Genomic DNA, 12,363 nt, shown 5'->3' on the forward strand with positions numbered 1-12,363 from the left:
TTCAGCATCTAGCGCCGGCGTTGGCGTCGCGCCCACATCATCGTGACAAACGTGAGGAAGACGAGGATGCCTAGCGAGACGACCACGACTGGCCACATGTTGAGACCGTTTCCGGTCGCGAGAGTGACTGTTTGGCCGGCCCGGGGGAAGGTGATTTCGGCAGTCGCTTCATGCTCGATCAACCCGCTTTGGAGTGTGAGCACGGCCTGCCAGGGCCCTGCCGGGAAGCCTTCCTCAAGTGTCACCACCACCTGTCCTTGATCCCCCGGTGCCAAGGTCGTGGCGTTCTCAGTTGGAAACGGGCCCGCTGAGAGACCGCTTGGGCCCTCGGTTAGGGTAAGCGAGCCGACGACGTCCAGGGCGCGTCCGCCAGTGTTTGTCAGTGTCGCGGTGACTTGTGGCAGCCCCTCCGGTGTCCGGCTTGCTTCCACAGTCCCAATCGAGAAGTCTGTGGCTTCACCATTGCCGGCGCCGACGGAGACGTACATGCGAATGCCGACTCGACTAGCGTTGATGATGGTGGTGTCTTCGTCGCTGGGGGCACGTACTTCAGCCCACACGGCCGCGTATCTCTCACCGCTTGAGGCATCGCCGGGGACCGCCACGGTTATCGTCACATCCGCTGTGGCGCGGGCCTGAAGCGTGAGTTGGGATTCGCTAAGTGTGGTCCAGGTCGTCAGCTCGTTGACGGTATCTCCTTCATCGCCGATGAAGGAACCGGATTCGATGCGGGCAGATCCGGCATACACCGTCACGGATAGCGGGGAAGCTGAGTGGTTAGCCAGCTGTGCTCGACGATCGATGGTGGTTCCGGGGGGCAGGTTGTCGACTATGTATGAACGGGCACGCGGGTCGTTCTGGGCGGCCTTGGGAACATCGAGCAGTCGGATCCCGATGCCCTCGTCAGCCGTGGCTGTCCGTTCCTGGGTTGTGAAGCCACTTGTCGAGCCCGCGGCGGGCACCGAGGTTGCCGCAAAAATATTCAACAGAACGATCGTGAATACTGTGAGTAATAGACGCAATGTGACATGCCTCTTTCGTGGTTCCACGGACAGAGCGCCCGTCGTCGATTCGCAAAGCGAAGCGAAGGGGCGGCGCGCACGCCACCCCTTCGAGACAACCTAGAGAAGCGAGTGAGTCAGAGTGCCTGTGTAGTCACCAGCAAGGGCGTTCGCCGGGATGGTCAGGGCGACCTCGGCGGTCCACGTCGCGGCGTTGTTTCCCGCGGCAGTTGCGGTTTGCACGGTTGAGGACGCGCCGCCCGTCACCGTACCAGATCCAGTCACTACGCCTTGGCCGGCTCCAGTCGGTGTCGCTGCGCTGGCCGTGTAGCTGAATGCTGTGGCAGGAATCACCGGCGAATTTGCAACCAGGGACGTGAAGTCAGAGACGGTGATGCTGGCAGTCCAGCCGACGGTGCTTGCTGTGGCGTCTGTCACGGTGACCGTTCCCAGAGACCCGGTTGCTGGTGCGCCTGGGCCGGTCGAGTTGAGAGTCAGCGCTGCGGGCACATCGAGGGTAAGGTCGCCTCCCTGAACGGTCACGGTTGCGTCGGTGTCCTTGGGAGGGTCCGTGGCGGCGGTAGCTGAGAGGGCGGTGGTTCCGGTCAATGCAATGGCGCCGATAAGGGCGATGGAGGCACGGGTGATCGTACGCATGATGAGTGGGGTTCTCTCGGTTCGGTAGCCCGGCTAACCCTGAGGGGGTCCCGTAGCTTTGCGTCCCCGGCTTGCACCGAGTTTGCCTTTTTCGATGAGGCCTGCCGCGAATGCGGGAGCGAGAAAATCTCGCTTGTACCTCAACCCCAGTGTGGGGATTTTTGTGTTGATCTGCTAATCCACTCCACCCCCAGTTAGGGGGGCTTATGTGCTTGTCAAGCGGCGAGTTGGTGGTCGGCTTGGTAGAGGGTGCCGTCGCGGAGCATGGCGTAGAGGACGTCGCGGCACCTGCGGGCGAGGGTGACGAGGGCTTGATTGTGGCGTTTGCCTTGGGCGATTTTGCGGTCGTAGTAGGCGCGTGAGGTGGGAACGGGGAGCGCTGCGAAGGCCGAGAGGAACAGCGCTCGTTTGAGAATCTTGGTTCCGCGTCGGGACGGGTGTTCACTGCGGATGGAGCTGCCCGAGTGGCGGGTTCCAGCCCGCTAAACTGAGCGCAGCCACTTCGGCGTGACGTCTTCGAGTCACACGCAGCAGGACACCAGCTGTGAGGACAGACACCCCATGAAAAAGAAGACCGCCATTATCGCATCCGCTGCCGGCCTAGTGCTGGTACTCGGTACAGTTGGCATCACCTATGCCGTCACTGAGATGGGCGATGACACGCTCACTGGCAATATACTCGAGCGCACCAGCAATGCTGCGCTAGCCGAGGTTGGGCCCGGCACTGTGACAACGGCCGAGCGCAACGATGATGGCGGCTCGGCCTATGACCTGTCTGTGCGGCTCGACAATGGCGGCGAGGTCGATGTTGAACTCAACGAGTCCTTCGACGTCGTCTGGGTCGGCGACTTCGACAACGATGATGACGGAAGCTATGTTCCGAGCGCTTCCGCTGCACCGAGCGCTGCAGCCACGACCGCGTCCACTGCGGAGCAGGCTGCGGCCGAGCAGGCCAGCGCCGAAGCGGCCGCGCTGGCCGCAGTCGGCAGCGGACGCGTTACGGAATTCGATCGCAGCGATGACGCTAACCACCTCTACGAGGTCGAGGTCACCCTGGATAACGGCCAGGACGTCGACGTCGAACTCGCCGCCTCATTCGTCGTCCTCACTCTGGACAACGGGCGTCAGTAACCCGCACTCCTGCTTCAGGCCTCTCGGGTATCCGAGGAAAGCACAGAAGCCTTCCCACCAGGAGCCTCGACCGTGAGGTGCAGAGGCCTAGCGTTCGAACCCAGGCCATCTCATGGCGATCATGACCGGATCGGACAGCGGACGACCGAAGCGCGTCCCGTTCTGCCGGGCGGCGGCAATCCCGGCATTGACGCGTTCGACGATAAGTTCGCGCTCGTACTCGGCGAGGGTGGCGAGCATGTTCAGCATCAGCCTGCCCGTCGACGTCGCCGGGTCGATGCCATCCGAAATGGATCGCACCTGGACGCCGCGCTCGCGCAGCAGGTTCACCGTGTTCAGGACGTCGATGAGGGAGCGGCCGAGCCGGTCGATTCGCCACACGACGACCGTGTCACCAGGTTCCGCGTACCCGAGGAGCTTCTTCATCCCGGGCCGCTCGATCGCGGTCTTGCTTCCTGACGTGACGTCAGCGAACACGTCGCGTTTCTGCACGCCAGCATTGACGAGCGCGTCGAGCTGCAGCTGCGCATCCTGGCTCGATGTGCTCACACGCGTGTACCCAATAGGCCTCATTCTTCCATTGTGACTCACAAACCCAGTCTCTCCAGTCGCCTGAGACGTTTTACGGCGAGACACATTTATGGGACATCGAGCGGCCCGCCACCTTGTGGGTGGGGACCATGGGGGGATCGAGTGTCTCGGAAATCTTAGGCGGCTTCAAGGGGTCGTAGCAACACCTCACTCATACGGTGTTGCTACGACCCCTTGAAGCCGCCCCAGGGTTTCGAGACAGAAGGATGGGGTGCTCGTCCATATGTTCACGACGTCCCGCGTCAGGCCTAAAGACTGGACAGCCGACCGCCCCTTTGGAGCTACGGGCTCACGGTGGAACCGCTGCTCGCGGATGTGGCCCTACCCCATTTCAATCTGATGGGTCGCCTTAGGACGAAGCTGAACCGTCGAGTGCCTGGGACGAAGGCAGCAGCCCGTTTCGGTACGCGTGGGCCACAATCTGTGACCGAGAAGTAAATCCGAGCTTGCTGAGGATGCTGCTGAGGTGGGTTTTCACCGTCGACTCGCCGATGTGAGCGCTCTGGGCGATGTCACTATTGCTCAGCCCGCGGGCAGCGAGGAGGAAAATCTCCCGTTCGCGTGACGACAGTGCGCCAATCGAGTTCATGTCGCCTAACGCCGGGCTCTGGGTTTCGGAATCGATAACGGCCGTGCGGGTCTTGTCTCCGGCAGCATCCGGAAGAACCTCGCCGGACAATTCCGGCCCTGGCTTGGTAGTTCGTGATCGAATGCGCGACCCGACGTGCCAGGCACCCACAGTCAGGAGAATCCCCACGGCTGTCCAGCTGAGAAAGCCTTGGACAACTTCGACGGATGCGCCCTCCTTGCCGTTGATTGTCCCGAACACACCGGATAACGACAGGAACGGGAAGTTGAGCAACGCACTGACAACAACGCTTCCCAGAATCGAAAGTCCAAGCAGCGACCGACGCATCACGGCCTTGCCAGACGCGCTGATTCCAATCACCAGAAGAACAAGCGCGAGATAGGCAACCCAGCTTGTCTGGCTGAAACGTGTTGGCCAGAACAGCAGCTGCACGACAAGCAGGCCACCGGTGAGAGATAGCGCGGCACCGGGCCTCACCCGACAAAGCGCAATAGCCAATGCGAATCCCAGCGCGATCAACACGGCGTAGGGGTTCGTGATGAACGTCTCCGACCGCAGGGGCACGTCGCCGACAATCTGACTGGACGATCGCGCTACCCAGGCCGCAAAGAACACCGCCCCGAGCAATGGCTCCAGAATATGACGAAGGTGCGAGCGGGACTTTGGCATGGTCCAACGTTAGGTGTCGCGGCACCGATTGCGCGGTCGATAACGAGGGATTCCTCCCTTTGGGGGATGCCTCTCCGACGAAGGACCGAGGATCCTTTTTTTGACCGCGGCGGGCGCCGCGAACCGCTTTCCCGTGGCTGCGTTGGAGGTTCCTCGTCGGGGCCTGCCGCCGCTCCCTTGTAAGTGAACTGTCTCCAAACCTGAGCGTCTCGTATCCCATGGGATATGCGGCAGGGAGGCATTTGCCATCTTCTGCCGCAAGACCGCTGCGGAACAACGAGGTGCAGAAGAGATCGACACGAGAAGAACGCCTAGGCGCGTTCACGGCGGTAGGGTTACCGCAAGAATCGGACCGAGCAGGTACACCAATTGGCCGCGAAGGGGGGGCGTACTGCCCGAAAAAGAAGCATGGTTCGGTCCGAAGAAGATCGGCTTCGGCTGGGGACCTCGAACATGGCAAGGATGGCTGGTCATGGCACTCATCACCGCAACGGTGATTGGCATAGCAATCTTCGGAGCCACCCAGAGCGGATAGATTTGCGCCAGTCCACACGAAACTACTGGCCGCTGCGTTACACAATCAGCCTCATTGAGAGAAAGCGCCTCATCGTGAATACACGCAAAGCGGGGCAAGCGGGCATTCGTGATGTCGTCGCGGCGTCCACGCTCTGGGCGCCCCTGGTCGTTGTCGCCACAACGTGGGCAGCGTGGCGGGACTTACTCCCGACCAACTTGCCCCGTCAGTGGGGTAGCGATGGCGTGAGCTCGACGTGGCCGACGTGGGTCGCGATCGCCCTCGTCGCGCTAATCTGCCTCGGTTCGGCGGTCACGGCAACGGTCGCGCTTCGTCCGGGCGCAGCCCGGAGCCGTCGGACAACATTCCTGTGGGCCGGGTTCGCCGCCGGACTGGCGTGCGGCGCCTGGCTGCTGGTTGCGGGTTCAACGTTCTCCGCCGGCGCGAATGCCGAGCCCGAGGTGGGTGCGTGGCCCCTGCTCCTCATGTTGCTGATGGGATACGGCCTAATCCCTTTCCTGATCGCACATCGGTGGGTGGACGATGCACCCAAGCCGCCCGCTGTGGTGGTCACTTTTGTACCTGCTGAAACTGGCGCGTGGATCACAACCGTAACGGTGCCACTGTTCGCTCTAACTAGCCTTGCGCTCCTAGTCACCGCAGCAGTTCTGTTCTTCCTCGCAGTGCGCGACGGCACAGCGGGAGAAGATCTCTGGGGCGCAGCGGTCCTGGCAGTCCTCTCCGTACCGATGCTGGCGTTCGCGCGGCTGCGGATCAGTGCGGACTGGCGCGGTCTCAAAGTCGTTACAGGGATATTGGGTATCTCGCTGAAGACAATTCCGTTGATCGCCATCGAGTCTGTTCGCACCGAGACTCTGGAACCGATGCACTGGGGCGGCTGGGGCTACCGATTCATGCCAGGCCGATCGGCAATCATCCTCCGTGCCGGACCCGGGATCATCGTCAACCTCACCAACGGCAAGCAATTCGCCCTCTCGCTGAAGGCCCCCGAGATCCCTGCCGCAGTCCTGTCAACGATGATCGCTTCCGACGCCTAGCGGCGGCGGGTGTCGCACAACCTCAGAGTGTCGAAACCCATGGGATACAAGACACTGACACCTGCTCCGAAGCGGCGCACGCAATGAGTTGGATGCGCCAAATAGCGATCACTGAACGCCGCCACATATCGCCGAAAGTCACATCGAACGCTTTCGCGGTGTTCGTGATGTTCACTAGGACCTTGACCCAAGCTAGGCGTGAACCATGCCTGTTTGGGTTATTGACTCGAGCCGTCCCAGCCCAACGCTGCGGTTAGTTCGTCAGCGTCAGGGAGGGCGTCCTGTTCAGTCGAGGGGAGCGCATCGTAGGTGTACGTGGAGACTGCCATTGGTGATCCGCTCCGGCTGAGTGCGTAGCGAACCGTGTGGTCGTTTCGGTCTCCGCAAATCAGTATGCCGACGGTGGGGGCATGTGTTAACGCCAACTGAAAACAGGGCCAGAAACGCCAACTGAAAATAGGGCCACCAACCACTATGGAAGGTGATCAAATTGGATGATTGGGCAGAGATTCGCCACCTGCATTCGACAGGGAGGCGCTCGAAGAGAGAGATAGCCCGACTTGTCGGAGTGTCTCGGGGGACGGTTGATCGGGCGTTGGCCGTGGACCGGGCGCCGACGTATCAACGAGAGCCGACCGGGTCGAGTTTCGACGCGTTCGCCGCTCAGGTGAGGGTGTTGCTCGCGGCAACACCGAACATGCCGGCCGCGACAGCGGCCGAACGCGTGGGCTGGTCCGGGTCGCCGTCGTTGTTTCGGGCGAAGGTCGCCGAGCTCCGGCCCGAGTACCGGGTGCCTGACCCCGCGGATCGGCTCGTTCACCCGCCCGGGTTCCAGGTCCAGTGCGACCTCTGGTTCCCGCACTGTTAGCGGCCATGACAAACTGCCCATAGGCGGCCACGGAACTGCCCACTGACGGCCAGTAGAACTGCCCGCTGGTGGCCATGAGATCTGCCCACTTCTATTTCTGAACCCCCGCCCGGTTACACGGCGGGAGCCCCTTCCTGGGTTTTGATGACGGTGTCTAGTCGCATCAAAGTCGCCCAGGAAGAGGCCCTGAATGAAGTTTGACGGAGAAATCATGGAAATACTCGCTGCCTACGACCTGACCGGGTCGTTGCGCGCCACAGCCGAGCTCACCGGCTGCTCGCACCACACTGTTGCCCGGCACGTCGCTGCCCGCGACGCCGGCCGGCCCATCGCGGAACCCGCGTTCCGGGGCCGGGTCACGGACCCGTTTATGCCCAAGATCGAGGAATGGGTCGAGAAGTCCAAAGGCAAGATCCGCGCCGACAAAGCCCACGAGAAGCTCCGGGCCCTCGGCTATGACGGGTCGGAGCGGTCGACCCGGCGGGCGGTCGCGCAGGTTCGCGCCGCGTTCCGGCTGGGCCAGGTGCGAGTGCACCGGCCCTGGATTACCGAGCCGGGCATGTGGTTGCAGTACGACTTCGGCGACGGCCCCGTCATCGACGGGAAGAAGACCGTGTTGTTCGTCGCCTGGCTGGCCTGGGCCAGGTTCCGCATCGTGATCGCGCTGCGCGACCGGACGGCGCCGAGCGTGTTCGCAGCGTTGGATCGCTCCTTCCGGATTCTCGGCGGAGCACCGACCTACGTCCTCACCGACAACGAGAAAACCGTCACCATCTCGCATGTTGCGGGCGTTCCGGTGCGCAATCCACAGACGGTCGAGTTCGCTCGGCACTACGGCGTGACCGTGCTCACCTGCCAGCCCGCGGACCCGGCTTCCAAGGGTGGGGTGGAGTCGTCGGTGAAGCTAGCCAAGGCTGACATCGTGCCCAAAGACACCAACCTGCGCCCCGAATATGCCTCGTTCGCTGAGGTCGAAGCGGCCTGCGAGGCGTTCATGGTCGAGGTCAACAACCGGGAGCACCGCGCCACCAAGCGGAAGCCCGCGGTGATGCTCGAGGAGGAACGGCCCCGGCTGCACCGGGTTCCCGACACCGCGCACACCGTCGCGCTGGGCCTGACCCGGGCCGTTCCGGAGAACACGCCGATGGTCACGTTCGAGACCGGCCAGTACTCCGTTCCGGCGCACCTGCTCGGCGCCCGGGTGTTCGTCCGCAGCCACGGCGTTGGGGCCGACGAGCAGGTCGTCATCGTCCACGTCGGCAGCGACGGCCCCGTCGAGGTCGCCCGGCACCACCGGGCCCGGCCCGGCAGCCCACGCCTCGACGAGGCCCACTTCCCGGGCCACAAGGAGAAGGTCCCGGGTGACTACACGATCACCCCGCGCAGCACCGCAGAGACCGAGTTCTTGGCCATCGGCGCCGGCGCTCACGCCTGGCTCCTCGAGGCCGCCGCGGCCGGCACCGCGCGGATGAACGTGAAAATGGCTGAGGCCGTCGCCTTAGCTAAGATCAGCGGCACCGCCCGAGTCGACGAGGCCCTCGGCCAAGCGGCCACTTACGGTCGGTTCGCGACCGGTGATCTCGCCTCGCTACTCAGCGCGGGCGGCACCCGTCCGCCGGCACGCTCAGCGGCGGAGACCAGTTCGCTGGCGCAGGGCACCGCCGGGTGGGCAGCCATCGGACAGCCCGCCGAGGACGAGCTGGAGCAGAGCGCATGAGCGTCACCCAGGCCGCCGCACCGGCCCTGCCAGCGGAGCTGGAAGCGTTGATGCGGCAGCTGAAGATGCCCTACGCCCGAGCCCTGGCCCCTGAGCTCATCGCGACCGCCCGGGCGCAACGATGGGAACCCACCGAGATCATCAAGGCCCTTTTCGTCGAGGAAGTTACCGGCCGGTCCCGGTCAATGCTCGCGACCCGGCGGCGGGCGGCGGGGTTCCCGACCGGGAAGACGTTCGATACCTGGGACGAGTCGGCGTCCTCGATCCCGGTGCCCACGCAACAAGCTTTGCGGACGTTGGAGTGGATCGGCCGGAAGGAGAACGTCGTCGTTTGCGGCCCGTCAGGGACCGGGAAGACGTTCTTCCTCGAGGCCCTCGGCCAGCAAGTCGTCGAGGCCGGCATGCGAGTCGCGTGGTTCCGCCTCGAAGATCTCGGCGCCCTGGTTAGGGCGCACCGGGCTGACGACTCCGTCGGCCGGGTCGTGGCCAGGATCCTGCGCTCTGACCTGATCGTGATCGACGACATCGGCCTGCTTGAAGTCGGTGCCGATGCCGCCGAGGGCCTCTATCGACTCGTCGATGCTGCTTACGAAAAACGGTCCATCGCGATCTCGTCGAACCTGCACCCGGCGGGCTTTGACGAGCTCATGCCCAAGACACTCGCGACGGCGACCGTTGACCGGCTCCTGCACCACGCCCACGTCTGCCAAACCTCGGGCGACTCGATCCGCCTCACCCAGGCCCTCGCCGGGAAGGGCGTCACAAAGATGAGCTAAACCACCCACGACCGCGCATGGCCAACGCCACCAACACCCAGGTGGGCAGATCTGTTGGCCATGAGTGGGCAGTTTCCCTGGCCACCAGCGGGCAATTCTGCTGGCCGCCTACGGGCAGTTCCTAATGGCCATTGACACCGCACGAGGCCCTGCCGCTGGGTCATGACCAGGCCGGCACGCCTCCGGTGCTGGTGATGACGTCCACGTTCTCCGGGTTCATCCAAGGCCGCATGCTCCCGACGCGGACGACACCGGATCTACTCGGCGGAATGTGGTCGATGGTCGAGGAAGCCGGCGCGGTGCCGACCCGGCTGACCTGGGACAACGAAGCGGGCATCGGCCGCGGGAAACTCACCGAGCCAGCCGCCGCGTTCGCCGGCACGCTGGGCACCCAGATCAAACTGCTCAAGGCCCGCGACCCCGAGTCCAAGGGAATGGTCGAGCGGATGAACCAGTTCTTCCGCAGCCGCTTCATGTCTGGTCGCACGTTCACCTCGCCCGACGACTTCAACGAACAGCTCACCGACTGGCTGCCGATCGCGAACAACCGGCTCTCCCGGTCCCGGCGCGGCCGGCCCAACGATCTGGTCAGCATCGACCGGGCCGCGATGCGCGGGCTCCCACCGATGGCACCGGAGGTGATGTTCCGCAACAGCGTCCGGTTGCCCCGCGATTACTACGTTCGGGCGTTCAGCAACGACTACTCCGTGGACCCGAGCATGATCGGCCGGGTCGTGGACGTCACGGTGAGCCTGGACACCGTCTCCGTTCATCACGATGGGATTCTTATCGCCCAGCACCGGCGGAAATGGGCGCGGCAGCTGACCGTGACCGACCCCGAACCTGTTGCCCGAGCGGCCGAGCTCCGCGCCCAGTTCCAAGCCCAACGCGCCCACCGGCCCGCCGTGACACCGGTCGTTGAGACGGCGTCGCTGGCCCGCTACGACGAACTGTTCAGCGTTGACATCGACGCCGCGCCTGTCGTCTTGGCGGTCGCGTCGTGATCGGCCCGGAGGCGGTCTCGCAGATCGAGTACTACTCCCGCGCGCTGCGGGCGCCGCGGATCAGTGAAGCGTTCCGCCGCCTGGGCGACCAGGCCCGCGACGCGGGTTGGTCTCACGAGGAGTACTTGGCCGCGGTGCTCTCCAAAGAAGTCGCTGAACGCGAAGCCTCCGGTGCCAATCTGCGGATCAAGGCCGCCCGGTTCCCCGGCCACAAGATCCTCGAAGACTTCAACTTCGACCACCAACCGTCAGCAGACCGGAACCTGATCGCGCACCTGGGCACCAGCGTGTTCCTGACCGAAGCGAAGAACGTTGTCCTGCTCGGCCCGCCCGGGACCGGAAAAACGCACCTCGCCGTCGGAATTGGCATCAAGGCCGCTAAAGCGGGCCACCGGGTCCTCTTCGACACCGCGACCGGCTGGGTCAGCCGCCTCCAAGACGCTCATTCTCGGGGCAAGCTCCCCGCCGAACTGGCCCGGCTCCGCCGATACAGCCTGCTCATCGTCGATGAAGTCGGCTACATCCCGTTCGACCAAGACGCCGCGAACCTGTTCTTCCAACTCGTCTCGAGCCGCTACGAACACGCGTCGCTGGTCATGACGAGCAACTTACCCTTCGCCCGCTGGGGCGACGTGTTCGGCGACTTGACCATCGCTTCCGCGATGATCGACCGCATCGTCCACCACGCCGACGTGATCAGCCTCAAAGGCAACAGCTACCGGCTCAAGCAACACCAACCCACCGCGACTACGGCACACTAGAACCACACGACGGTGGCCCTGTTTTCAGTTGGCAGAAGTGGCCCTATTTTCAGTCGGCGTTAACAGGCATGGGCTGCCCTGCGGAGTTTGTCGTCGACGAGGGAGATGTAGAAGCCGAGCTGGCCGGCGTGCTCGGGTTGGAATTTCCCGGTTTTGAGTTCGATGACGACGTAGCGCAGCTGCTCTACGTGGAAGAAGAGCAGATCGAGGTAGAAGTCGTCGCCGCCGACGTCGAAATGTACTTGCCGGCCGACGAAGGCGAACCCCGTTCCCAGCTCGCGGAGTGTGTCGACGATGCGGTCCATGAGCGCTTGTTCGAGGTCACGTTCGGCGGCATCCTCAGTGAGTTCCAGGAAGTCGAATACGTACGGGTCTTTGGCGATCTGGCGGGCGAGATCCGAGTCAGCGGGTGTCAGCTCCGCCGTGAAGTTCGAGGGGGCCGAGCCTGTGCGCTCGACGGTGCGGTTCATGATCTGGTTGAGCAGCACGTTGCGGGACCAACCGTTCTTGACTGCCGCACTCGCGTACCATTCGCGGCTTTCAGAGCTGTCCAACTTGTCGAGCAGTACGGTGATGTGGCCCCACGGCAATCCTGCAACAGCCTGTTGCACAATTGGGTCGGTCTCCGGCCAGGCCACGGCGAAGGCTCTCATGTACTGGTGGTTTCTCGACGAGAAGCCTTTCATCTGGGGGAACTCGCTTCTCAGATCCCCGGCCAGGCGGACCAGCACCCCAGTGCCCCAGTGCCCCAGTGCCCCAGTGCCCCAGTGCCCCAGTGCCCCAGTGCCCCAGCCTTGTCTGGCCTGCTGGCTGATAATTTCGCGACCAATGGTCCAGTACAGCTCGATGAGTTGGGTGTTCACCGTGCGCTGAGCGCGAAGTTGAGTCTCGTGCACTCGGCGCTTAAGAGAACCGAGTAATTTCTGGGTAGCCGTCGGGGAGAACAACATCGCTATGGGCCATAACCCTATTGTCCTGGGCGCGGGTCGAGTGGGGGACCTACCACCGTCGCAGCGAGTCCAGCGAC

11 protein-coding genes, 2 pseudogenes and 1 riboswitch are annotated in these 12,363 nt (G+C 63.6%); of the genes and pseudogenes, 7 read left to right on the forward strand and 6 right to left on the reverse strand.

Going from position 1 to position 12,363, the window contains the following annotated elements; all coding sequences use genetic code 11:
- Nucleotides 1-8: 8 nt before the first annotated feature.
- From E3T61_RS20950 to E3T61_RS20960, 3 genes and pseudogenes are all read right to left on the reverse strand, one after another.
- Entirely contained in the window at nucleotides 9-1,049 is a 1,041-nt protein-coding gene (locus E3T61_RS20950; protein ID WP_134642770.1) for a COG1361 family protein, read from the reverse strand.
- Between the two features lie 72 nt (nucleotides 1,050-1,121).
- The gene (locus E3T61_RS20955; RefSeq protein WP_134642771.1) at nucleotides 1,122-1,658 is read right to left on the reverse strand and encodes a hypothetical protein; all 537 of its coding nucleotides are present in this window, start codon (nucleotides 1,656-1,658) and stop codon (nucleotides 1,122-1,124) included.
- A gap of 20 nt (nucleotides 1,659-1,678) precedes the next feature.
- A riboswitch (cyclic di-GMP riboswitch) is annotated at nucleotides 1,679-1,755 on the reverse strand.
- Nucleotides 1,756-1,873: 118 nt separating this feature from the next.
- Nucleotides 1,874-2,131: pseudogene (locus E3T61_RS20960) on the reverse strand (IS110 family transposase); the annotation flags it as partial.
- Nucleotides 2,132-2,219: 88 nt separating this feature from the next.
- On the opposite strand from E3T61_RS20960, the gene E3T61_RS20965 reads away from it, so the two are divergent.
- Nucleotides 2,220-2,789: a PepSY domain-containing protein gene (locus E3T61_RS20965; protein ID WP_134642772.1), complete on the forward strand. Its 570-nt coding sequence runs from the start codon at nucleotides 2,220-2,222 to the stop codon at nucleotides 2,787-2,789.
- Between the two features lie 114 nt (nucleotides 2,790-2,903).
- On the opposite strand, the pseudogene E3T61_RS20970 reads toward E3T61_RS20965, so the two are convergent.
- Together E3T61_RS20970 and E3T61_RS22440 are read right to left on the reverse strand one after the other, a co-directional pair.
- A pseudogene (locus E3T61_RS20970) lies at nucleotides 2,904-3,362 on the reverse strand (recombinase family protein); the annotation flags it as partial.
- 367 nt (nucleotides 3,363-3,729) lie between these two features.
- On the reverse strand, nucleotides 3,730-4,638 hold the full coding sequence (locus tag E3T61_RS22440) for a helix-turn-helix transcriptional regulator (protein WP_241992732.1): 909 nt from the start codon (nucleotides 4,636-4,638) through the stop codon (nucleotides 3,730-3,732).
- A gap of 537 nt (nucleotides 4,639-5,175) precedes the next feature.
- Between E3T61_RS22440 and E3T61_RS20980 the strand changes: the two genes are divergently transcribed.
- From E3T61_RS20980 to istB (E3T61_RS21010), 6 genes are all read left to right on the forward strand, one after another.
- Nucleotides 5,176-6,210, forward strand: coding sequence for a hypothetical protein (locus E3T61_RS20980; RefSeq protein ID WP_134642773.1), 1,035 nt, complete (start codon nucleotides 5,176-5,178; stop codon nucleotides 6,208-6,210).
- 481 nt (nucleotides 6,211-6,691) lie between these two features.
- A complete protein-coding gene (locus E3T61_RS20990) occupies nucleotides 6,692-7,078 on the forward strand; it encodes a helix-turn-helix domain-containing protein (RefSeq protein WP_134642774.1) in 387 nt (128 codons plus the stop codon).
- Nucleotides 7,079-7,268: 190 nt separating this feature from the next.
- Nucleotides 7,269-8,795: an IS21 family transposase gene (gene istA, locus E3T61_RS20995; protein ID WP_134642775.1), complete on the forward strand. Its 1,527-nt coding sequence runs from the start codon at nucleotides 7,269-7,271 to the stop codon at nucleotides 8,793-8,795.
- Nucleotides 8,792-9,571, forward strand: a complete 780-nt coding sequence (gene istB / locus E3T61_RS21000) for an IS21-like element helper ATPase IstB (protein WP_134642776.1) — start codon at nucleotides 8,792-8,794, stop codon at nucleotides 9,569-9,571. The genes istA and istB (E3T61_RS21000) overlap by 4 nt, the downstream gene beginning before the upstream one ends.
- Nucleotides 9,572-9,702: 131 nt before the next feature.
- The gene (locus E3T61_RS21005; RefSeq protein WP_134642777.1) at nucleotides 9,703-10,575 is read left to right on the forward strand and encodes a Mu transposase domain-containing protein; all 873 of its coding nucleotides are present in this window, start codon (nucleotides 9,703-9,705) and stop codon (nucleotides 10,573-10,575) included.
- Nucleotides 10,572-11,336, forward strand: a complete 765-nt coding sequence (istB, locus tag E3T61_RS21010; protein WP_134642778.1) for an IS21-like element helper ATPase IstB — start codon at nucleotides 10,572-10,574, stop codon at nucleotides 11,334-11,336. Before E3T61_RS21005 ends, istB (E3T61_RS21010) begins: the two co-directional genes overlap by 4 nt.
- A gap of 59 nt (nucleotides 11,337-11,395) precedes the next feature.
- On the opposite strand, the gene E3T61_RS21015 is transcribed toward istB (E3T61_RS21010), so the two are convergent.
- Nucleotides 11,396-12,199: a PDDEXK nuclease domain-containing protein gene (locus tag E3T61_RS21015; RefSeq protein WP_338145554.1), complete on the reverse strand. Its 804-nt coding sequence runs from the start codon at nucleotides 12,197-12,199 to the stop codon at nucleotides 11,396-11,398.
- Between the last annotated feature and the right edge of the window lie 164 nt (nucleotides 12,200-12,363).

Source organism: Cryobacterium lactosi (assembly GCF_004403945.1).
Lineage (GTDB): Bacteria > Actinomycetota > Actinomycetes > Actinomycetales > Microbacteriaceae > Cryobacterium > Cryobacterium lactosi.

Bases quoted from the DNA above. Each gene is read 5' to 3' on its own strand.
- E3T61_RS22440 (WP_241992732.1), bottom strand. From the start codon at position 4,638: ATGCCAAAGTCCCGCTCGCACCTTCGTCATATTCTGGAGCCATTGCTC.
- istB (WP_134642776.1), top strand. From the start codon at position 8,792: ATGAGCGTCACCCAGGCCGCCGCACCGGCCCTGCCAGCGGAGCTGGAA.
- istA (WP_134642775.1), top strand. From the start codon at position 7,269: ATGAAGTTTGACGGAGAAATCATGGAAATACTCGCTGCCTACGACCTG.
- E3T61_RS20965 (WP_134642772.1), top strand. From the start codon at position 2,220: ATGAAAAAGAAGACCGCCATTATCGCATCCGCTGCCGGCCTAGTGCTG.
- E3T61_RS20955 (WP_134642771.1), bottom strand. From the start codon at position 1,658: ATGCGTACGATCACCCGTGCCTCCATCGCCCTTATCGGCGCCATTGCA.